Below are 21,209 nucleotides of genomic sequence, written 5' to 3'. Positions count from 1 at the left end.
GCGGAACTGAATACAGCGCAACGCACGACGCCGGAACTCAACCGAGTTCCGGCGTCGCCCATTTAACGGGGCCACTCAGACGCGTCCTCAGGTCTTGTCGTCTTTTTCCCGACGCGTCCTCAGGTCCTGTCGCCTTCGGTGCAACGCTTCCGCACTTGTTGAAGCCGGGTCATGCCAGAGCCTCCCCGTGCCAAGTGCGGAAGGGTTTGAGGAAGACCTGCAGGAGGTGAGGGAGGGTTGCCCAGAAACCTGCAGGAGGTGAGGGAGGGTTGCCCGGAAACCTGCAGGACGTGAGGAAGGGTTGGTTGGCGGGGGCGGGGGTTAGTGGCTAGCTCGCCTGGAGGCTCGCGGCGGCAGCTTGGACCGCCTCGCGCAGCGGCGTGGTGGGGCGGCCGAGCAGGGCACTGAGGTCCCCACTGGTGACCAGGAGATCGCCGCGCGCTATGCCGAGGTCGCTGTCCGCCAGGATTGCCGCGTAGGGTTCCGGCAGCCCGGCTTCCACCAGGACCTGGGTGTATCTCTCCGCCGGAAGATCTGTATAAGTCACGGGCATTCCGGACGCCGCGCTGACTTCCCCGGCCAGCTCACTGAGGGTGAAGGCGTCGTCGCCGCCCAGTTCGTAGACCTTGCCGCCCTGGTCATCACGGAGCAGCACGGCCGCCGCCGCCGCGGCGTAGTCGGCCCGGGCGGCGGCACTTACCCGGCCCTCACCGGCACTGCCGAAAACAGCGCCGTGCTGGACCTGAACCGGGAGCTGGCCGGTGTAGTTCTCCAGGTACCAGCCGTTGCGGAGCAGGACGAACGGGACGCCGGAGTCCCGGAGGATCTCTTCAGTGGCGATGTGCTCGGCAGCCAGCTGCATGGCGGTGGTGTCCGCGTTTGCCACGCTGGTGTAGGCAATCAGGCCGACGCCGGCGTCGCGGGCCGCTTCGATCGCATTCCGGTGCTGCTCGACGCGCTGGCCCACCTCGCTGCCTGAAACCAGCAGGACCTTGTCGGCCCCGGCGAACGCCTGCCGCAGTGACTCGGGCTGGCTGTAGTCGATGGTGCGGACCTGGACGCCGCGCTGGCCGAGGTCAGCGATCCTGTCCACGGTCCGGCCGGCGGCCACAATCTGATCGGCGGGCAGGCCGCTGTCGAGCAGTGCTTCGACGACAAGGCGGCCGAGCTGGCCGGTGGCTCCGGTGATGGCGATGGTCATTGATGGTCCTTTCTGAGGTGACTGTCAATGGTGTCAACCCGGCCCCGTCCCGATTACTTCCCAAAAGAGAGTACGCACTTTCAGGTAAGGTACTGTCATGACGGTAAGTACCTCAGCCAAGGTCCCCGCGTTTCCCTTCGCCGATGGGATTTTTCCCGCGGGTTGCCCCAGCCGGACCGTGCTGGACCACGTCACCAGCAAGTGGGGCGTGCTGCTCCTCGTTGCGCTGTCCGAGGGGCCCCAGCGCTGGAGCGAACTCCGCCGCCGTGCCGAAGGCATCAGCGAGAAGATGCTCGCCCAGACACTGAAGACCCTCGAAGCCGACGGGTTTGTCAGCCGCGACGCCCAGCCGGTCATTCCGCCACGCGTGGACTACAGCCTGACCGGCCGCGGGGAGGAACTGAGCGCCCTGCTGCTGCCCCTGGTCGCCTGGGTGGCCGAGCACGCCGAGGCGATCGTGAGCCGCCCGGCGAGCTAGGCCGCATCCCTAGGCGGTGCGGGCCACGGTGTATTCAAAGGTGCCGGATCCGACGTCGTGCGGTTCATGGCCCGGCAGCTCAACGCGTGCTGTGGCACCGGTGGGGACTTCGACCGTCACGCTGTAGCCGCCGTCGTTGCTTTGCCATTCAATCGACGCCCGGCCATAGGGCGTTTCGTGGCTCGCGGCAGCTGACGTCAGCCCTCCTCCCGGCTGTGGGCGGAACAGGATCCGGCGGTAGCCGGGCTCCAGCGGTGCGAGGCCTGCCACCGTGCGGTGCATCCAGTCCGCCACGGCACCCAGCGCGTAGTGGTTGAAGGAGGTCATCTCGCCGGGGTTGACGGTGCCGTCCGGGAGCATGGAATCCCACCGCTCCCAGATGGTGGTGCCGCCCTGGCTTACGGCATACAGCCAGGACGGGCATTCCTTCTCCAGCAGCAGGTCGTAGGCGGCGTCCAGCCCTCCGGAGATCGTGAGCGCGTCGGTGATCACGGGTGTGCCGGCAAACCCGGTGGCGATGCGGTTGCCTGCCGCCCGGACCAGGCCGGCCAGCCGCTGCCCGGCCGCCCGCTGCAGCTCGTCGTCGGGAAACAGCCCGAAGACGATGGCCAGGGCGTAGGCCGTCTGGGCGTCCCTCGCCATCCGGCCGTCGGAGCCGATGTACTCGTTGGCGAAGGCCTCGGCCACGGCACGCGAAAGCTCAAGGTAGCGCAGTTCGTCGTCGGCCTTGCCCAGGACCCCGGCAGCCTTGGCAAGGTGCAGGGCCGACCACGCGAAGTATGCCGTGGCCACGATGTGCGGATCCGTCATCGCCTGGGTGGGATCCTCCGGCGGGGCGCTCGGGTCCAGCCAGTCGCCGAGCTGGAAGCTGGTGTTCCACAGATGCTTGTCCCCGGCCAGGCTGTCAAGGAGGTCCACCCATGCCTTGGCGCTCGGGTACTGGTCGGCGAGGATTTTCGGGTCGTTGAACCGCTCGTACAGGCTCCAGGGAGTGAGGACGGCGACGTCCCCCCACACCGCGCCAGGGCGGATTGGGGTCCAGTAATTGCCGCCCGGAATTACGGGAACGTACCAGGGGACGGTGCCGTCGGGCAGCTGCTCGGCCGCCACGTCCTTCAGCCAGGAGGACAGCATGCCGCTGCAGTCATAGAGGAAGGCCGCGGTGGGCGTGAAGACCTGGATGTCGCCGGTCCATCCCAGCCGTTCGTCCCGCTGCGGGCAGTCGGTGGGGATGTCCACGAAGTTGCCCTTCATGCTCCACAGCACGTTTTCGTGGAGCCGGTTCAGCTCCGGGTCGGAGCTCTCAAACCAGCCGGTCCGCTCCATGTCCGTGTGATACACCCTGGCCACGATGTTCTCCGCCGCGTTCCCGCCGGTCCAGCCGCTGACCTCGGCGTAGCGGAAACCGTGCAGGGTGAATCGCGGCTCCCAGGTCTCTTCCTCCGCACCGGCCAAGGTGTACCGGTCGGTGGCGTCGGCAAGGCGCAGCGGGCGGGTGTAGATCTCGCCGTCCTGGAGGACCTCGGCGTGCCGCAGCGTCACTGTTGCGCCGGCCTCGCCGCGCACGGTGATGCGGAGCCGGCCCACCAGGTTCTGGCCGAAGTCCAGCACCAGGTTCCCCGACGGGGATTCGGTGACGCTCACCGGCCGGATTTCGCCGGTGCACCGGACCGGGGGCCCCTCCGGGGCCACGAGCGTCGCGGGATCGCGGGGAACGACGACGACGGGGTGCCAGTGCGCGTCGTCAAACCCCGGGCGGCTCCATCCTTCCGGCAGCTCGCGGGCATCGTACGTTTCGCCCTCGTACAGGCCGGTGAACCGGATGGGGCCAAAGGAGGCCTTCCACTCAGTGTCCGTGCCCAGCACGGTGGTGGTGCCGTCGTCGTGCGTCACATGAAGCTGGGCAAGGACGGCTACTTTGTCCCCGTACAGATTGCGGTAACCGCCGTTGAAGCCGATCCGGCCCCGGTACCAGCCGTCGGCGAGCCATGCACCCAGGGCATTGTCGCCCTGGCGGAGGTGGTCCGTCACATCGTAGGTGTAGTAGCGCAGCCGCTGCCCGTAGACGGTCCAGCCCGGTGAGAAGGCGTCCGTGCCAACCCGCGCGCCGTTGATCTCCATTTCGTACAGTCCGTGGGCAGTGGCGTAGAGCCGCGCGGAAACCACCGGACGGTGCAGCGCGAAGGACCTGCGCAGCAGCGGCGGCCGGCGGTCCGAATCCGGGTCCTCAGGCCAGGCCGGGGCCACCGGCTTGGCAGTCCAGTCCTGGGGATCCAGCAGTCCGGGCTCGACGGCGGAGGCCGGGCTCCAGTCACTGGGTTCGCCGTCGTCCTCGCCCCAGACGCGCACGCTCACCTCGGCGCGCTCGCCGGATCCCAGCGGAGCTGCAGGCCAGGGAAGCAGCACCGACTCCGCAGAGGCGAGCCGTTCGCTCATCCAGCTGCCCTCGGCAGTGGTGACCGCGAGCTGGTACGCGGCCTGGGTCCAGCCGGGCGCCGCGCTCGTTTTCCACGAAACGCGAGGGGTGCCCGTGCCGATCCCGAGGGCTGTTGGAAGGTGTTCGAAGGTCACCGGGCGGACGGTGGTGGACATGCGGATGTTCTCCTGTGGTGGCGAATGCTGGTTGTTTGTTCCGGTGCTGGCCTGGCCGGACCTGGCTCTTGGCCGCGGGGCTAGCCTTTGACGGCACCGGCGGTCATGCCCGCAACGATCTGGCGGTTGAAGAACAGGTACATGATGAACGGGGGGATGGTGATGAGCAGGATGTTCATGAAGAGCAGGTTGTAACTGGTGGCGAACTGGCTCTGGAAATTGAAGAGGGTCAGCTGGACGGTCGCGTTGGCATCGCCGGGGAGGAAGTACAGCGGGTTCTGGAAGTCATTGAAGATGTGGACGGACTGGACCACGATGACGGTGACGATGACCGAGCGCAGCAGCGGGAAGATGACCCGGAAGAAGAGTCGGACCGGGCCGCAGCCGTCGATGACCGCGGCTTCGTCCAGTTCCTTGGGGATGCTGGCGATGAAGGCGCGGAACAGCATCACGCAGAAGGAGAGGCCGAAGGCGACTTCGATCAGGATCAGGCCGGGGAGGGTCTTGAACAGCCCCATGCTCTGCAGCACCCAGATGGTGGGGACCACGGCCGGCGGGATGATCAGGCCGGAGAGGATGAGGAAGTTCGCGACGCCGTTCCAGCGTGAGCGGCGGCGCTGCAGGATCCAGGCGACCATGGCGGCGAGGATCACCAGGATGGTGACGCTGGCCACCGTAAGGATGGTGCTGTTGATGAAAGCGGTCACGAGCATGAACTTGCGGGCGGACAGGACGTCCTGGAAGTTTTCGATGAAGTTGAAGGTGGTGGGCCAGGCGAAGTCCAGCTTGGCCGCCTCCCGGCGGTCCTTCACGGCCGTGAGTGCCATGAACGCGAGCGGGACGATGAAGAGGACGACGGTGACGGCGATGGCCAGGACGCCCAGGCCGTAGCGTTTGAGTGCGGTGGTCACTGTTCGACCTCCTTGCGGTTCAGGAACATGGACAGTGGCAGGATGATCGCGGTGACGATCAGGAACAGCACGACGTTGCCTGCTGTGGAGAGGCCGTAGAAGCCGGCCTGGTACTGCTTGAAGATGACCGAGGCGATCACGTCGGAGGTGAAGCCCGGTCCGCCCTTGGTCATGGCCCAGATGAGGTCGAAGGACCGGAGCCCCCCGATCAGAGACAGGATGATCACGGTGGCTGTGGCCGGGCGGGCCAGGGGAAGCGTGATGTTGAAGAAGCACTTGACGGAGCTGGCGCCGTCCATTTTGGCGGCTTCGAAGTATTCCTGCGGAATGGAGACGATGCCGGCGATGTAGATGACGGTGGCCAGGCCCACGCCCTTCCACACATCAACCATGGCGACGGACAGCAGGGCCCAGGCCGGATCGACCAGCCAGGCCGGCCCCTCGATCCCGACAACGGCCAGGGCCTCGTTGATCATGCCCTTGGACGGGTCCATCAGCACCGTGAAGACAATGCCGACGCCGATGCTGCTCAGCAGGACGGGGAAGAAGATGACCGACCTGAGGTAGCCGCGGGCGATGATCCGGGAGGTCAGCAGCACGGCCAGGAGCATGCCCAGGACCACCTTGAGGGTGGAGGTCACCGCACCGTAGATGAACGTGTTGGTCAGGCCCTTAAGGAGCGCCGGCTCCTGGAAGAACTGCACGAAGTTGTCCAGTCCGATGAAGGTGAAGTCGGTGAGGGTCCAGCGGGTAAAGCTGAAGAAGAAGGACGCGAAGGTCGGGACCAGGAACAGGGCGGTGTAGACCACCGCGGCCGGCAGGTAGAACCAGTACGGGTACGGTGATTTGCCTTTGCGGCGGCGGGCCTGGTGCTCTGCTCGCCGCGCGACGGCGGCAGGGGCAGGGGCTGCTGTCTTGAGTGTCATGGTGTCTCCGTCGGTGCCGTCCGGGCCGGTGCGCGGCCCGGACGGCGGAGTGGGGTGTGGGTTAGTTCCAGCCGGGCAGGTTGAGCTGCTTGGCCTGCTTCTTGACGTCCTCGTCGTAGAGGGCGGCGGCGTCCTTGGCGGAGCGGATGCCCGAGCCCACCTCGACCGTGATCTGCTCAAGGGCCGGGCCCTTGACCGGGGAGAGGTACTCCAGGGCGGGGCTGTTCCTGGACTCGTCCTCGAAGTAGGGGAGCATGTCCTTCACTGCCGTGGGCACGTCCGCCGGCAGGTCGCAGCCTTTGACGAGGTAGGGGCCGTTGGCCCCGACGGCCTTGGTCTGCGAGTCGCAGCCGGCCTTGCTGGCGATGAAGGCCTGGAACTTCTTGGCCTCCTCAAGGTTCTTGGTGGACTTGGGGATGTACACCCCGCCCGGAAGCCAGACAGTGAGGGCGTTCTTTGACGCGTCCTCCCCGGGAAGCGGGAAGAGGCCGATGTCGTTGAGCTTGTCCGGGAACGTCACCTTGATCTCCGGCAGGGCGAAGCTCAGGATCGGGTACTGCGCACCCTCGCCGTTGGCCAGCTTCTCCAGGCCCTGGGCGTACGTGGCGGACGCGAAGTCCTCGTTGAAGAGTCCGGCCTTCGCGGCCTCTTCCTGGTGTTCAAAGCCCTTGATGGCTGCGGAATCGGTGGCGTACTTGGCCTTGTTGGCCGTGTAGTCGGCGGCAAATCCTGGGCTGGCGGCAGCCACATTGGCGAAGTCGCCCAGCACGAACAGCTGGGACGTCCAGGTGGTCTGGTACGTCTGGATGATCGGAGCGATGCCGGCGCCCTTGATCTTCCGGCTGTTGGCCATGAACTCGGACCACGTCTTGGGCACTGACAGGCCAAGCTTTTCGTAGACCTTCTTGTTGTAGAGCACGGCGCCGGCGTTGCCGGTGCCCACCGGCACACCGTAGACCTCCTTGCCGGCCGTCACCACGGGCTTGAACGACTCGGAGACGTTGGCCATGTACGGCTCGCTGGTCACGGGCACCAGGTTCTGTTCCGGGCTGATCTGATGGAACAGGGAACCGGAATTGTAGGAGAACAGATCGGCCATGTCGCCGGTGGACAGCCGCGTCTTGACGATGTTGTCGCCTTCCCCGCCCTGGGGGCGGGTCTCGACCTCGACTGTGATGTTCGGGTTGGCAGCGTTGAAATCCTTGGCGATTTGCTCCGCGTAGGTGACAGTGTTTTCGGTGTTGTCCACCAGCCACGTGATGGTCTTGGACTCCCCGCCGCCGGCGCTTCCGCCGCTTCCACCCGCGCAACCCGTCAGAGCCACCGCCAGCACCGTCACGCCAACGGTCAGGGAACCCCAAGGCCGCCTTCTCGATGTGGTCATCTTTACCTCCTCGTAAAGCCCCTGGCCCTGAATCCGTTTATGGAACGTTTCAAGCTGTCTTGGAATGCGTTCCGCCATGGGGGTGTGTATTTGTGTAGATCGGTCTACGTTTTTCCACTGTAAGTCATGTCACAGAAGGTTTCAAGGGATTGTGTAGATCAGTCTACAATTTTGCTAAGGATGACGGCCAGGCGCCGGAAGGGGAGCGATGTCCGAGCAGGTCAAGCGGGCGACCATCGGCGACGTTGCCCTGCACGCCGGGGTCTCAAAGGCTGCGGTCTCGAAAGTGCTGCGCGGGGCTTACGGCGTCAGTGAAGCCATGAAAGCCCGGGTTGAAGCCTCCATGGCCGCCTTGGGCTACCGCCCGTCCGCTTTGGCGCGCGGCATGCGCGGCAGCAGTTTTACCCTTGGTGTCTTCGTTGTGGACCTGCAGAACACCTTCATGTCGGTGCTCATCGAAGGCATCCGGGCCGAGGCTGAGGTCAGCGGGTACCAGGTGTTCATTGGCGAGGCGAGCCGCGGGCTTAGCCAGCAGCAGCAGATGATTGAGGCGATGCTCGACCGGAAGATGGATGGACTCCTGCTGATCGCGCCCTTCGGTACGGCGGAGGATCTCGAGGAAATAGGCCGGAGCACGCCCACCGTTGTCCTGGGCCGGCACGGTCCAAGCAAGTCCTATGACACCGTGGCCAGTGATGACGTGGCTGGCAGTGGCCTGATCGTGGATCACCTCGCGGCGCTCGGCCACCGCCGCATAGCGCACCTGAAGCACGTCGGCCGGGAGCGCAATGAGGATGGCATGCCCCAGGTGGTACGCGCCCGGGGGTATGTTGAGGCGATGGTCCGGAACGGGCTGGAAAGCGAAATCGACCTCATCGAAGGCCGGTGGCACCAGGCCGGCGGCCAGCGCGCCATGGAACTGATGCTCGAGCGGCCGCTCCCGCCGACGGCCGTGCATGCCGGCACTGACATGGCGGCCCTGGGCGCCCTCACGGCGCTTCATGAGGCCGGCATCAGGGTGCCCGAGGAGTTCTCCGTGGTGGGCTATGACAACGTCTTCGCTGCGTCCCTGCCTCAGGTGGCGCTCACCAGCGTGGACCAGTCCGGCGTCGAGATGGGATCGCTGGCGGCCAAACTGCTGGTGGAGCGCATCCAGGGCCGGCGCGAAGCGGTTTCGACCGTCGTGGCGCCGAGCCTCGTCGTCCGGCGGACCACGGGCCAAGCCCCGGCTGCCATCGCCCCGGCCGGCCGCAGCTAAACACCGGCAGTCCTCCTCGCCGGCCTTTCCCCGAGGCCTTGATATTAGGTTACCTAACTATTAGGATACCTAAATATGAAATCCCAGAATGCCCCGGCCTTGCAGGAGCTTGCTCAAGACTTCCGGGAGGCCCTGCGGCACAGCGTGTACCTGGTCCGCCGCCTCGACGCGGACGGTGAATTGAGCACCGCCCAGCTGAGCACGCTCAAAATGCTGCTCGACGACGGCGTCCGGGTGGGGGAGATCGCCAAGAACCTGGGCGTCAGGGTGCCCAGTGCCACGGAGCAGATCATCAAGCTCGAGCGGGCAGGACTGGCCCGCCGGGAAGCGGACCCGGACGACTCCCGCGCGGTGCGCGTTGTGCTGACCCCGGAAGGCCGCGACGCCATCGAATCCGCCAACCGGCGCCGGAACGCCGTGATGGCCGGCATTCTCGAATCCCTCACCGATGACGACCGGCGTGCCCTTGCCGCCGCCCTCCCGGTCATCGAAAAGATCAACAGCACCATCCAGAACTGACAAGCGACTCAAACTGACACAGCGACACTTAGGAGTTCCCTCCATGGACGGCCAGCTCGCAGACACCCTGCCGGCACCACAAACCTCCCTCGGGGCTGAGAAAGCCTCATTCCTCAAGCAGCCCAAGGCGGTGTGGGCCACCGCGCTCGCGGCCGTGTTCGCGTTCATGGGCATCGGCCTGGTGGATCCCATCCTGCCGGCCATCGCCAAGAACCTGGACGCCAGCCCCAGCCAGGTCTCTCTGCTCTTCACCAGCTATTTCCTGATCACGGCGGTGGCCATGCTCGTCACCGGTTTCATCTCCTCGCGCATCGGCGGCAAACGGACCCTGCTGGCAGGGCTGGCCGTGATCGTGGTGTTCTCCTCGCTGTCCGGCCTCTCCGGCAGTGTGGGGGAACTGGTCGGATTCCGCGCGGGATGGGGACTCGGCAACGCACTCTTCGTGGCCACCGCGCTCGCCGTCATTGTGGGCGTGGCCAGCGGCGGCGCCGGGACGGCGATCATCCTGTATGAGGCCGCGCTGGGCCTGGGCATTTCGCTGGGCCCGCTCCTCGGCGCCCTCCTCGGGGGATGGCAGTGGCGCGCCCCGTTCTTCGGCACGGCCGCGCTGATGGCTGCGGCGTTCATCGCGCTGACCGCGCTGCTTCCGAAGACCCCGCTGCCTGAACGCAAGGTGAGCCTGGCCGATCCGCTGCGGGCCCTGGGCAACAAGGGATTAAGGACGACGGCGGCCAGCGGGCTGTTCTACAACTACGGCTTTTTCACCGTGCTCGCCTTCACCCCGTTCATCCTGGGCATGGATGCCTACGGCATCGGCGGGGTGTTCTTCGGCTGGGGCGTCGCCGTCGCCGTCTTTTCGGTCTTCGTGGCTCCGGCGCTGCAGAACCGTTTCGGCGCCACGAAGGTGCTCCTGGGCACCCTTGGCCTGCTGATGCTGGACTTGGCAGGCCTTGGCCTGGCTGCGGGCCACTCCGTGCCGGCCGTTGTGGCGCTGGTGGTGGCCTCCGGCGCGCTGCTGGGCATCAACAACACCATCTACACCGAACTGGCCATGGGCGTCTCGGACTCGCCGCGCCCGGTGGCCTCGGCGGGGTACAACTTCGTCCGCTGGATGGGCGGCGCCCTGGCGCCCTTTGCCGCGGCGCAACTGGGCGAGCACTTCGGGCCGCAGGTGCCGTTCTTCGCCGGCGCCGTAGCCATGATTGTCGCCATGGCCGTCGTGGCCGGCGGGCGGCGCTACCTCGCGGCCCACGAACCGCACGTGGTCTGAGCCGCGAGCCCCTCAGCCCGAAGGCACGCACAAAACAAAGACGCCCACACTCCCGGGACATAGTCCGCAGGGAGCATGGGCGTCTTCCGTTTCATGCCGGAGGAGCCAAGAGCCGGTCAGACCTTGACGGACCCCTTCGGAACAAACAGGGTCTCAGCCTGTTCCAGCGACATGCCGTTCGTCTCCGGCACCTTGTACATGACGAAGAAGAACGAGGCTGCCGCGAAGAGTGCGTACATGGCGTACGTCAGCGGCAGCGAGCCTGCGGCCATCACGGGGAAGCTCAGCGTGATGGCAAAGTTGGCGATCCACTGGGCGGCCGCTGCCAGGCCCAGGGCGCGGGCACGGATCCGGGCCGGGAAGATCTCGCCCAGCAGCACCCACACCAGCGGTCCCCAAGATGCGCCGAAGCTGATCACGAACACGTTCGCGGCCACCAGGGCTACGGGGCCCCAGGCGCCGGGGAGCGTGATGTCGGAGCCGGTGCCCTTGGCAGAGGCGAAGGCCAGGGCCATGGCGCCGAGGGAAACGGCCATGCCGATGGAGCCGGCCAGAAGGATGGGGCGGCGGCCGATCCTGTCCACGAGGGCGATGGCCACGAGCGTGACCAGGATGTTGGTGATGGACGTGGCCACCGAGATGGTCAGGGAATCCTTCTCCTGGAAACCTACGGCCTTCCAGAGCGTGGTGGAGTAATAGAAGATCACGTTGATGCCCACGAACTGCTGCAGGACGGATAGGGTGATGCCGATCCAGACCACGGCCTGCAGTCCGAAGGCCTTGCCGCGCAGGGAGCCCTTCCTGCCGGCCAGCTGGTCCTCCTCGATGGCCTCCCGGATTTCGCGCAGGTGGCGGTCGGTGTCCTCATCCGGGGCGATGGAGTCGAAGACCTTCCGTGCCAGGTCCTCCTTGCCCTGGACCACCAGGAAGCGCGGGGACTCGGGCAGGGTAAACGCGATGACGCCGTAGAGCACGGCCGGAACAGCGGCGGCCAGGAACATCCAGCGCCAGGCCTCGATGCCCAGCCAGAATGCCTGGTGCGCGCCGCCGGCGGAGGTCGCGAACAGGGCGTCGGACAGCAGGGCGGCGAAGATGCCCGTGGTGATGGCCAGCTGCTGCAGCGATGCGAGCCGGCCGCGGACGTGCCGGGGCGAGATTTCGGAGATGTACGCGGGGGCAATGACGGAGGCCAGGCCGATGCCGAGACCGCCCACCAGGCGCCAGAAGATGAGGTCCCAGACGCTGAAGCAGAAGCCGGTGCCGATGGCGCTGATGAGGAACAGCAGTGCCCCAAGCTTCATCGCGGGGATGCGGCCGTAGCGGTCCGCGACCTTTCCGGCCAAGTACGCGCCGGCCGCGCAGCCGAGCAATGCCACTGCCACGGCGAAACCGGTGACGGCCTCACTGAGCGCGAATTCGTCCTTCATGGCGTCCACGGCGCCGTTGACCACGGAGGAGTCGAAGCCGAAAAGGAAGCCGCCCACGGCGCCGGCAAGCGCCAGCCAGATCACCCGCTTGGGGATCTTGGCGGTTGTCTGCTTGTCGGTGGACATGGTTCTCCCTTGGTTCGGGGGTGGGTGGATGCGGTGCAAACGTCGTCGGCTGCGGAAACCGGCCCTGTCGGCCGGCGCACACGCGCCTAACAGTGTGCCACGTCACCGCCTGCTGATCCACTCCGGGACGGAGGACGACGACGGCGGCCGGTCCCGCCGTCGTCCATCTCCCGGCCTGGCTCCGGGCCGTCACGCAGCGCAGGCTTTTGCTTGCCGAGGCGCCGGTGCGTCCCGGAATTCCGCGGAAACGAAACGGCGGGCAGCCCGAAAGGCTGCCCGCCGTGACATGCAGGTGTGGCTAGTGCGCCGAAACGGATTCCTTGGCCACGGCCTTGGGGTCCGTCAGTTTCTTCTTCGGCAGTGCGAAGCTGATGAGGAAGGCGATGCCGGTAAGGACGGCGGCGGTGAGCATGACCGCGTCGATCGACTGGGCAAAGCCCTCCGTGATGGGCCGGGTGAGCACCGGGTTCGCGGTGTGCAGCCAGCTGGTGTCGTTGAGGGAGTCGTTGCTGGCGCCGTTCTTGAAGAAGTCGTAGAGCTTGGCGTTGGCGGGGTCGGCGGCGACGGCGGGGTCCTGGAGGACCTTCACGTAGTCGGCGTTCTGCATGGCGTCCTTCATGCCGTTGGCGATCTTGTCCGCGGCCATGCTGAACAGCATGGAAATGAACACGGCTGTGCCCACCGCGCCGCCCATGGAGCGGAAGAACGCGGCGGTGGAGGTGCCCACGCCCATGTCCTTCGCGGGCACCGAGACCTGCATCGCGAGGGTGAGCGGCTGCATGCAGAAGCCCAGGCCCAGCCCGAAGAAGACCGCAATCAGCCCCGGGACCCAGAGTTCGGTGTCAGCGCCAAGCGACAGCCCCATGACGACGGCGGCTGTGGTCAGGATGGCGGTGCCGAGGATCGGGAAAATCCGGAAGGTGCCCGATGACGAGATGGTCCGTCCGGCGGTGATGGAGCCGGTCAGGATGCCGATCGTGAAGGTGATCATCATCAGTCCGGCTTCGGTGGGCGTCAGGCCCTTGACCAGCTGCAGGTACATGGGCAGCATGGCGATGGCACCAAACATGCCGATGCCGATGATGAAGTTCAGCAGCGAGGACAGCCCGAACGTGACATTCCGGAAGAGACGCAGCGGGATCAGGGCGTAGTCCCCGGCACGCCGTTCGGCCAGCAGGAACGCGACGACGCCGACGATGCCCAGGCCGTAGCAGATGAAGGAGCTGACCGAGGTCCAGCCCCAGCTGCGGCCCTGTTCGGCGACGAGCAGCAGCGGCACGATCGCCAGGGTAATGGCAGCGGCGCCCCAGTAGTCGATCCGCTGCTTGACATGTTTGGCGGGCAGGTGGAGGTAGAGGAACACCACGGCCAGCGCGGCCAGGCCGATGGGCAGGTTGATGAAGAAGACCCAGCGCCACCCGTCGAAGCCGAGGATGCTCTCCGAACCGGCAAAGGCGCCGCCCACCACCGGGCCGAGGACCGAGGAGATGCCGAACACGGACATGAAGTAGCCCTGGAACTTGGCCCGGTCCTTGAGCGGGACGATGTCGCCGATGATGGTCAGCGCCAGTGCCAGCAGGCCGCCGGCGCCCATGCCCTGGATGCCGCGGGCGATGGCCAGTTCGGTCATCGAGTGCACCGATCCCGCATACAGCGAGCCGGCCAGGAAGATGATGATCGCTGCGAGGTAGAGCGGGCGTCGGCCGAAGATGTCGCTGAGCTTGCCGTACAGCGGCGTGGTGACCGTGGACGTGATGAGGTACGCGGTGGTCGCCCACGCCTGGAGTGAGAGCCCGTCCAGGTCGTTGGCGATGGTGTAGATGGACGTGGACACGATGGTCTGGTCCAGCGAGGAAAGGAACATGCCGAGCATCAGCCCCACCATGACGGTGATGGTCTGCCGCTGCGTCAGGGCCTCTCCGGGCGCGGGTCCGGCGGTGGTTTTGGACATGGGTGCTCCAGGGTCAAGAGAAAGGGGGATCGCATTTGATAGTTGCTTTCAGTAACTATGTTACTTCCTGCTTTGTTCCCCGGAGCAACGAATTTTTTTTGGGGTGCGACGGCCGAGGTTCAGCGTTCGACGAGGATGCCGTCGGGATCGCACCAGATCGTGGCCCCGGCGCGGATGGTCACGCCGTCGATCAGCAGGTCCACTTCTGTTTCCCCCGCGCCGGCCTTGGCGCTCTTGCGCGGGTTGCTGCCGAGTGCCTTGACGCCGAGCGGCAGTTCCGCGATGGCCCCGCGGTCGCGGATGGCACCGTTAATTACGACGCCGGCCCAGCCGTTTGCCACGGCGCTCGCCGCGATCATGTCCCCCATCAGGGCGGTCCGCAGGGAACCGGCGCCGTCGACGACGAGCACGGCTCCGTTGCCGGGGGTGGCAAGGATCGATTTGACCAGGGCGTTGTCCTCCAGGCAGCGCACGGTCCGGACAGGGCCGCTGAAATGCGTGCGGCCGCCCAGGGACTGGAACTGCAGGGAGATGGAGTCCAGTTCGTCGCCGCGCTCATCGTAGAGGTCTGCGGTGTTGACGCTGCGGCTGGCGGCCGCGGGAGAGGCGTCCGGGGTTTCTGGCGTGCTTGCCGGGGAATCGGTCATTGGTCCTCCTCGAAATGCGTGTGGACAACCCGCGTGCGGGCCGTGCTGCTCACGATAGTCTGAAACCACACCGACCATCAGTTCATGGGGGAGCCGCAATGAGCCTGTCCGACCTGCCGGGGCACGTCCCAGACCCTTCCGCCGTGGCCGCCTCCCCCGGAAGTGGTTCGACGGCGGCGCTCGCCGAACCGGAGCGGAAGGTCACCGCGCGCTGGGTCACCGGCCTGGTCCTTGTCAACGTCGGCATCAATGCCGCCTTCTTCGGGCCCATCAACATCTTCATTGGCCAACAGGCCATCAGCATCGATGCACCCAGCAAGGAAGCGATCTTTTCGCTCGTCACCGGCTGCGGCGCCGCGGTTTCGCTGGTGGCCAATCCGCTTTTCGGCGCCCTGTCCGACCGCACGGTCTCCGGCTTCGGCCGGCGTGCCCCGTGGATCCTGGCCGGAGCCATCCTCGCGGCGGCGGCACTGCTGGCGATGTCCGGGGCAACGACCGTTGCCATGATGCTGCTGTTCTGGTGCCTGGTCCAGCTCGGTGCGAACGCCGCTTACGCCGCCATCACGGCGGCCGTTCCGGACCGCGTTCCGGTGCCCCAGCGCGCCACCGTTGGCGGGTTGGCCGCCATGGGTCAGACTGTTGGCATCCTTATCGGCGCCGTCTTTGGTGCGGTGGTCTCCGGGAACTACATGGTGGGGTACTGGCTCTGTGCCGCGGCCCTCGTACTGTCAGTCTTGCCGTATCTGTTCCACAGGAACGATCCTGTGCTGCCATTGTCCGCGCGCCCGCCGTTCCGGCTGAAGGCCTTCGCCCGGGGTTTCTGGATCAGCCCGGTACGGCACCCTGACTTTGCCTGGGCCTGGATCACGCGCTTCCTGATGAACGTGGGCAACCAGCTGACCATCGTGTACCTGCTTTTCTTTCTCCGGGACGTCATTGGCCATGAGGACCCGGCCCTGGGGGTGCTGGTCCTTACCGGAATCTACGCGGTCCTGGTGATTATCACCGCGGTGCTGGCCGGACCGTGGAGCGACCGGGTAGGCAAACGGAAGCCATTCGTGATCGGGTCATCCCTGGCCATCGCCATGGCAGGACTCATCCTGGCCTTCTTCCCTGTCTGGCCCGGTGCCCTCGCCGGCGCTGCCGTGCTGGGGATCGGCTTCGGCGCCTACCTGGCGGTGGATTTTGCCCTGCTGACGCAAGTCCTGCCGCAGGCGGCGGACCGGGGTAAGGACATGGGGGTCATCAACGTGGCCGCCTCCCTGCCGCAGGTGTTTGCCCCGACGCTCGCCTTCCTGTCCATCCAGTACCTCGGCGGCTATGTCACGCTGTTTTCCGCCGCCGCCGTCATCGGCCTGCTGGGTGCCGTGTTCGTGGTGAAGATCAAGGGCGTCGCCTAGCGCCTGGCCGGTCCAAAACTGCCGGGCGCGGGGGGCGGGCCCTGCAGTTCCCGGGCGGCACGCCGGGCTTCCGGGGAGCAGGCCAGGCTCCCAGGGAACCCGGAGACCCGTGCCGTATAGTGGAGTGCGAATCGCGGCAGGACCGGGAATGGGGCTCTCCCTGACTGCACCAGGAATCTCAACCTCCGGACTGATGATGCTTGACTCTATGCCTGATCTTCCGCCCATGGCCGCCCCGCCCTCCCTTCCCCGGCAGCAGCGCCGCTACAACCGCATCCTCGAGGTGGCTGCCGGGTTCGCACGTAAAGGCCTCCAGTCCGTGACCCTTTCCGAGGTTGCCGCCCAGGCCAACGTTCCTCTCGGCACCCTGTACCGCTACTTTCCCTCCGCCACCCATCTGATGCTTGCCCTTTACCGGCACCAGCTCGGCGAGCTCAAGACAGGGACCGGGCCGGGCACCGTCCGCATCCACGCACTCTCCGGCGTGGCCATGGAAATCTTCCACATGCGCGTCATGCAGCCTGCCGTGGAGCAGTGCCTCAGCCAGGGCGTGTACCTCAAGGACCGGGACACCACCGGCCTGCTGCGGGAGATCGACTCCTTGGCGGAACGGGCCGTGAGCGCCGTGTGCGGGGACGCGGCCGTCGCCCGCGTTCTCTTGCCAACGGTCAGCGGTCTAGTCCAGTCGGTGCGCTGTCGCCGGCTTTCCCTGTTTGAGGCGGAGGAAGACCTGAAGAAGGCATGTACGTTGTTGATGCCGGCACCCCGGCTGGCGCGGAATAGCGCGTAACTGGTCTAGACCGGCAGGTCATAAAAGGCCCAAAAAACTATGAAACAGGCCACAACTTGGCCCAAAATATGCTTTATTCCGTCAAACCGCCCCGATCTGGCACCGGCTGGGCTTTTGTCCTGTCTAACATGGCAGTAGCGGAGTGGCCAGCACCCAGCACCTCCACGGGCTTTCTGACGGAACCCGCCACCCTTGGGCCGTCAGCGGAAGCGCGTTTCTGACCATCTTGAGCCTCGAATGCTTGAGCCATACTGTGCCGTGCGCCCACGGCTAGCAACAGGAGACAACGACGTGTCCACTGAAACTATCGCTCCGAATGACACCAGCGCAGCCGCAGAGCTGACTGACCAGGAAATTTTCGCTGCCCACGAGGGCGGCAAGCTTTCCATCGCCAGCACCGTTCCCCTCAGCAACAAGCGCGACCTCTCCATCGCCTACACGCCGGGCGTTGCCCAGGTCAGCCGGGCCATCCACGCTGACCCGGAACTCTCCAAGAGCCACACCTGGGCCCAGCGCCTCGTGGCCGTCGTCAGCGACGGCACCGCCGTCCTAGGCCTCGGAAACATCGGCCCCAGCGCCTCGCTGCCCGTCATGGAGGGCAAGTCCGCCCTCTTCAAGGCCTTCGGCGAGCTGGACTCCATCCCGCTGGTCCTCAACACCACCGACGTCGATGAGATCGTGGAAACCCTTGTCCGGCTGCGCCCCAGCTTCGGTGCCGTCAACCTCGAGGACATCGCCGCCCCGCGCTGCTTCGAACTGGAAGAAAAGCTCATCGAAGCCCTCGACTGCCCCGTCATGCACGATGACCAGCACGGCACCGCCGTCGTGGTCCTCGCCGCGCTCACCGGCGCCGCCAAGGTCACCGGCCGGGGGCTCGAGGAACTCCGTGTGGTGATCTCCGGCGCCGGCGCCGCAGGCATTGCCATCGCGGAAATCCTCCTCACCGCGGGCATCGATGACGTGGTGCTGCTGGATTCGCGCGGCGTGATCAACTCCGAGCGGGCCGACATCGCCGCCGACCCGGCCAGCAAGAAGGCCCAGATGGCGCAGCGCAGCAACCCGCGCGGCATCTCGGGCGGCCCCGGGGAAGCCCTGCTGGGCGCGGACGTCTTCGTCGGCGTTTCCTCCTCCAAGCTGGATGAGGAGCACTTGAAGCTGATGAACCACAGCTCCATCGTGTTCGCACTGTCCAACCCGGACCCCGAAGTCCTGCCCGAGGTCGCGTCCAAGTACGCCGCGGTTGTGGCCACCGGCCGCAGCGACTTCCCCAACCAGATCAACAACGTCCTGGCGTTCCCCGGCATCTTCCGCGGTGCACTGGACGCCGGTGCGCGCCGCATCACCCCTGCCATGAAGGTTGCCGCGGCCCGCGCCATTGCCGAACTGGCCGAGGACAAGCTGTCCGCGTCCTACATTGTGCCCAGCCCGCTGGACCCGCGCGTTGCCCCGGCGGTCACGGCCGCGGTTGCCGCGGCAGTCGAAGCCGAAGCCAACTAAGGCCGACGCCGGCTTGGGCCGGCTGAAGCGTCGGCTTGAACGCTGGCCGGGAACGGCTGACTGAAGGCGCAGGGCTGACTGGAGCCCGACGGCGGTGCCTCCCCTGCTGGGGAGGCACCGCCGTCGTCGTTCCCGGCAAGGTCCGCGCTCCGCGGACCCCCCGCCCCGCCCGGACCCTAGACTGGGGGCATGAACGCCCAAACCCTCGTGACCGTCCTCTGCGGCCTGGCCATCCTGGTAGGCGTTGCCGGAACCGTCATTCCCGTCCTGCCCGGCAGCTTCCTGATCGGCCTGAGCCTGCTGGCGTGGGCAATCTGGGGCGGTGAGGGCGCCACCGGCTGGGTGGTTTTCGCCGTGGGCATGGTGTTTGTGCTGGCAGGCATGGCGGCCAGCGCCGTCCTCGCCGGCCGCAAACTGAAGGAACACCGTATTCCCAACCGGAGCGTCGCCGTAGGGGTTGTACTGGGCATTGCCGGCATGTTCGTCATTCCTGTGGTGGGCCTGTTCGTGGGTTTCGCCGCCGGGCTGCTGCTCAGCGAAGTCCAGCGCACGCGAAACTTCCGGGCGGCGCTCACTTCGAGCTGGGCGGCCCTGAAGGCCACCGGGCTGGGAATGCTCGTGGAGTTCGGCCTGGCCTGCCTGGCGGCCAGCACCTGGGTGGTGGGCGTCTGGGTGGGCGCCGCTTCGGCTTAGTTCCGGCCCGCCATTAGCATGGAGGAATGAGCGCGGGGCAGTTTCCAGGACCGATCTACCGCGACACGCGCGACCTCACCCCCTTCGGCGGCGGCAAGGTCCGCACCCCGGTGCACGAAATAGCCGAGGGCATGGGCGGGCTGATCCACGGCGTGCTCGGGGGAGGGGACTCCCGGATCAGCGTGGACGGAAGCCTTCCGCGGCTCAAGCTGCTGCCCGGCAAGGCTGCCAGGACCGTGTACGACGCCATCTTCTCCAGCACCGATCCCAACCGGCTCATCGCCGCCGGCCGCGCCTATCCCGGCTGGGCCGGGCTCTGCTGCGTGATGGCCGGGCTCCTCGCCTACAAGCAGGGCGGTTACCTGCGGGCCGCGGAGCTGCTGCAGCGCGGGCTCTCCATCAGGAACGACGACGAGGCTAACCAGTTCGCCGCCAGTTACCTGACGCGGGTGGTCACCCGGGTCGAGGTGGCCGAACGCATCGTGGTGCCGGTGCTGTTCAGCGAGGAGTCGGTCTTCCTTGCGCTCTCCCATTGCCTCCGGGAAACGGGCCAAACCGAGGCGGCTTTTGAAACTCTGGTCAGGCTGCCGCCGTCGCTGCCCACCGCACTGGCGAGGTGTGCACTGGCTGCCGCCCTGGGCAGGGACCAGGAGGTGGTGGTCTGGACGGAGGGCCTGCTGAACGCGGACGACCTCTCCGCGGCGCTGCTCCTGGTGCGGGCGCGCTCCCTCCGCCGGCTCGGCGCGTACGGGCAGGCCCAGCAGGCACTCAAGGAAGTCCTGCGGCGGCAGAAGACCAGCATGTCCCTGCGCAACGACGCCCTGACCGACCGTGCCCTGATGCTCCTGGACAACGGCCGGAAGTCCCTCAACCCGCGGGACTGGCAGCGCGGCAAGCAGGGGGAGGTCGAAACGTTCGAGGTCATCCGCAAGGACATCGAGGCCCGCCGGGCGTGGGAACAGAAATGGAAGCAGTTCGGCGGCGACTGAGGCGCTGCTTGTGGGCGGCAGGCTCTTGTGGCTGGTACAGGGCCGCGATACAACGGACCCATGACTGACGCAATCAGGCAGTGGATGGACAAGTACATCGCGGCGTGGACCACGAACGACCCCGAGGATATCGGGGCGCTCTTCACGGAGGAGGCCGTGTACGCCACGCGGCCTTACGATCCCGACCCCTGGCGCGGCCGCGAACAGATCGTGGAGCGGTGGATCGGCTCCGCGGACCAGCCCGGCGACTGGAGATTCGAATGGTCCCCGCTCGGGTCCGACGGGGACCTCGCGTTCGTGCAGGGCCGCACCACGTACCTGGATGACCGACCGAGCTACGAGAACCTGTGGGTGATCCGGCTCGATTCCGACGGGCGCGCGTCGAGCTTCACCGAGTGGTTCATGGAGCGCGAAGTCTGAGCCCGCTAGGCCGGTTCCTAGGCGGCTCCTATACGAACCGGGCCAGGGCTGGAAGCAGCTGCTCCGAGAGCAAAGCGGCGCCAAGGACCACCATGATGATGCCGCTGGTCAGCGTGACCCTGCGGGCTGCGTTCGGCCGGGACTGCAGCAGTTTCCGCGACAGCAGTGCCACGCACGTGTAGACGAGGGCCGCGAGCAGCACGAAGGTCAAGCCTAGCAGTCCCGACTGCACCGGCACGGGCAGCGGGGCGTCGGCGCTGACGAACTGCGGCACGAGGGCCAGGAAGAACAGCAGCCCCTTGGGATTGATGCCGCTGGTCCCCATGCCCTGAAGGAAGGACCGGAGCTGGTTCTGCCCCGGATGTCCGACGGCGGTCGCTGCGGAAAAGGTCGCGCCCCGCCACGACCTGATGGTGACGGTGCCGAGCCACAGCAGATAGACGGCCCCGGCCACCGTGATCCAGCCCAGCAGGCCCGGCATGCTTGCCAGGACGGCGGCGAGCCCGGCCACCATGAGGAGGGTGTGCAGGACGTATCCGCTGCACAGCCCCGCGACGGCGGGGACAAAGCTGCGGCGGCCGAGGCCGGCCGTGATGGAGTAGGCCCAGTCCACTCCCGGGGTGCAGGCGAGGGCGGCCGCGACCACGATAAAAGCGAGGAAAAGCTGGGGATTCATGGCGGGCTCCTGCGTGTTTGACTGTAAGAAAAGCCTAGGCAAAACAGCCCCAGA

Annotated in this window: 19 protein-coding genes; 10 read left to right on the top strand and 9 right to left on the bottom strand. The window is 66.6% G+C overall.

Going from position 1 to position 21,209, the window contains the following annotated elements:
* Positions 1-328: 328 nt before the first annotated feature.
* Positions 329-1,201, bottom strand: a complete 873-nt coding sequence (locus ABRP34_RS12965; RefSeq protein WP_353710488.1) for an SDR family oxidoreductase — start codon at positions 1,199-1,201, stop codon at positions 329-331.
* Positions 1,202-1,298: 97 nt separating this feature from the next.
* On the opposite strand from ABRP34_RS12965, the gene ABRP34_RS12960 reads away from it, so the two are divergent.
* The gene (locus ABRP34_RS12960; protein ID WP_353710487.1) at positions 1,299-1,679 is read left to right on the top strand and encodes a helix-turn-helix domain-containing protein; all 381 of its coding nucleotides are present in this window, start codon (positions 1,299-1,301) and stop codon (positions 1,677-1,679) included.
* A gap of 9 nt (positions 1,680-1,688) precedes the next feature.
* Here ABRP34_RS12960 and ABRP34_RS12955 read toward each other — a convergent pair whose 3' ends face one another.
* The 4 genes from ABRP34_RS12955 to ABRP34_RS12940 all read right to left on the bottom strand — a co-directional run bounded on the left by ABRP34_RS12955 (position 1,689) and on the right by ABRP34_RS12940 (position 7,492).
* The gene (locus ABRP34_RS12955; RefSeq protein ID WP_353710486.1) at positions 1,689-4,271 is read right to left on the bottom strand and encodes a glycoside hydrolase family 78 protein; all 2,583 of its coding nucleotides are present in this window, start codon (positions 4,269-4,271) and stop codon (positions 1,689-1,691) included.
* Positions 4,272-4,351: 80 nt separating this feature from the next.
* On the bottom strand, positions 4,352-5,182 hold the full coding sequence (locus tag ABRP34_RS12950; RefSeq protein ID WP_003805695.1) for a carbohydrate ABC transporter permease: 831 nt from the start codon (positions 5,180-5,182) through the stop codon (positions 4,352-4,354).
* Positions 5,179-6,108, bottom strand: coding sequence for a sugar ABC transporter permease (locus ABRP34_RS12945; protein ID WP_353710485.1), 930 nt, complete (start codon positions 6,106-6,108; stop codon positions 5,179-5,181). Before ABRP34_RS12945 ends, ABRP34_RS12950 begins: the two co-directional genes overlap by 4 nt.
* A 61-nt stretch (positions 6,109-6,169) precedes the next feature.
* The gene (locus tag ABRP34_RS12940) at positions 6,170-7,492 is read right to left on the bottom strand and encodes an extracellular solute-binding protein (protein WP_353710484.1); all 1,323 of its coding nucleotides are present in this window, start codon (positions 7,490-7,492) and stop codon (positions 6,170-6,172) included.
* 208 nt (positions 7,493-7,700) lie between these two features.
* Between ABRP34_RS12940 and ABRP34_RS12935 the strand changes: the two genes are divergently transcribed.
* From ABRP34_RS12935 to ABRP34_RS12925, 3 genes are all read left to right on the top strand, one after another.
* A complete protein-coding gene (locus tag ABRP34_RS12935; protein WP_353710483.1) occupies positions 7,701-8,750 on the top strand; it encodes a LacI family DNA-binding transcriptional regulator in 1,050 nt (349 codons plus the stop codon).
* A 75-nt stretch (positions 8,751-8,825) separates the two neighbouring features.
* Positions 8,826-9,269, top strand: a complete 444-nt coding sequence (locus tag ABRP34_RS12930) for a MarR family transcriptional regulator (protein ID WP_003805701.1) — start codon at positions 8,826-8,828, stop codon at positions 9,267-9,269.
* Between the two features lie 43 nt (positions 9,270-9,312).
* Complete coding sequence (locus ABRP34_RS12925; RefSeq protein WP_353710482.1) at positions 9,313-10,539, top strand: MFS transporter; 1,227 nt, start codon at positions 9,313-9,315, stop codon at positions 10,537-10,539.
* 116 nt (positions 10,540-10,655) lie between these two features.
* On the opposite strand, the gene ABRP34_RS12920 is transcribed toward ABRP34_RS12925, so the two are convergent.
* The 3 genes from ABRP34_RS12920 to rraA all read right to left on the bottom strand — a co-directional run bounded on the left by ABRP34_RS12920 (position 10,656) and on the right by rraA (position 14,690).
* Positions 10,656-12,092, bottom strand: coding sequence for a sugar porter family MFS transporter (locus ABRP34_RS12920; protein WP_353710481.1), 1,437 nt, complete (start codon positions 12,090-12,092; stop codon positions 10,656-10,658).
* Between the two features lie 298 nt (positions 12,093-12,390).
* On the bottom strand, positions 12,391-14,043 hold the full coding sequence (locus ABRP34_RS12915) for an MDR family MFS transporter (RefSeq protein WP_353710480.1): 1,653 nt from the start codon (positions 14,041-14,043) through the stop codon (positions 12,391-12,393).
* A 119-nt stretch (positions 14,044-14,162) separates the two neighbouring features.
* Entirely contained in the window at positions 14,163-14,690 is a 528-nt protein-coding gene (gene rraA, locus ABRP34_RS12910) for a ribonuclease E activity regulator RraA (RefSeq protein ID WP_353710479.1), read from the bottom strand.
* A 98-nt stretch (positions 14,691-14,788) separates the two neighbouring features.
* On the opposite strand from rraA, the gene ABRP34_RS12905 reads away from it, so the two are divergent.
* The 6 genes from ABRP34_RS12905 (at position 14,789) to ABRP34_RS12880 (ending at position 20,479) form a co-directional block, all read left to right on the top strand.
* A complete protein-coding gene (locus tag ABRP34_RS12905; RefSeq protein ID WP_003805706.1) occupies positions 14,789-16,090 on the top strand; it encodes an MFS transporter in 1,302 nt (433 codons plus the stop codon).
* Between the two features lie 208 nt (positions 16,091-16,298).
* Positions 16,299-16,880 (top strand): TetR/AcrR family transcriptional regulator, encoded by a 582-nt coding sequence (locus ABRP34_RS12900; protein ID WP_353710478.1) that lies wholly within the window; start codon positions 16,299-16,301, stop codon positions 16,878-16,880.
* A 291-nt stretch (positions 16,881-17,171) separates the two neighbouring features.
* Complete coding sequence (locus ABRP34_RS12895) at positions 17,172-18,377, top strand: NADP-dependent malic enzyme (protein WP_353710477.1); 1,206 nt, start codon at positions 17,172-17,174, stop codon at positions 18,375-18,377.
* Between the two features lie 189 nt (positions 18,378-18,566).
* Positions 18,567-19,070 carry a DUF456 domain-containing protein gene (locus ABRP34_RS12890; RefSeq protein ID WP_353710476.1) on the top strand — a complete coding sequence of 168 codons (504 nt, stop codon included), beginning with the start codon at positions 18,567-18,569 and terminating at the stop codon, positions 19,068-19,070.
* A 26-nt stretch (positions 19,071-19,096) separates the two neighbouring features.
* Complete coding sequence (locus tag ABRP34_RS12885) at positions 19,097-20,059, top strand: hypothetical protein (RefSeq protein ID WP_353710475.1); 963 nt, start codon at positions 19,097-19,099, stop codon at positions 20,057-20,059.
* 60 nt (positions 20,060-20,119) lie between these two features.
* Positions 20,120-20,479 carry a nuclear transport factor 2 family protein gene (locus tag ABRP34_RS12880; protein WP_003805714.1) on the top strand — a complete coding sequence of 120 codons (360 nt, stop codon included), beginning with the start codon at positions 20,120-20,122 and terminating at the stop codon, positions 20,477-20,479.
* A gap of 28 nt (positions 20,480-20,507) precedes the next feature.
* On the opposite strand, the gene ABRP34_RS12875 is transcribed toward ABRP34_RS12880, so the two are convergent.
* On the bottom strand, positions 20,508-21,155 hold the full coding sequence (locus ABRP34_RS12875; protein ID WP_353710474.1) for a LysE family translocator: 648 nt from the start codon (positions 21,153-21,155) through the stop codon (positions 20,508-20,510).
* Between the last annotated feature and the right edge of the window lie 54 nt (positions 21,156-21,209).

Source organism: Arthrobacter sp. K5, from assembly GCF_040448525.1.
Classification (GTDB): Bacteria; Actinomycetota; Actinomycetes; order Actinomycetales; family Micrococcaceae; genus Arthrobacter; species Arthrobacter globiformis.
This window is presented reverse-complemented; position numbering and strand designations above follow the sequence as displayed.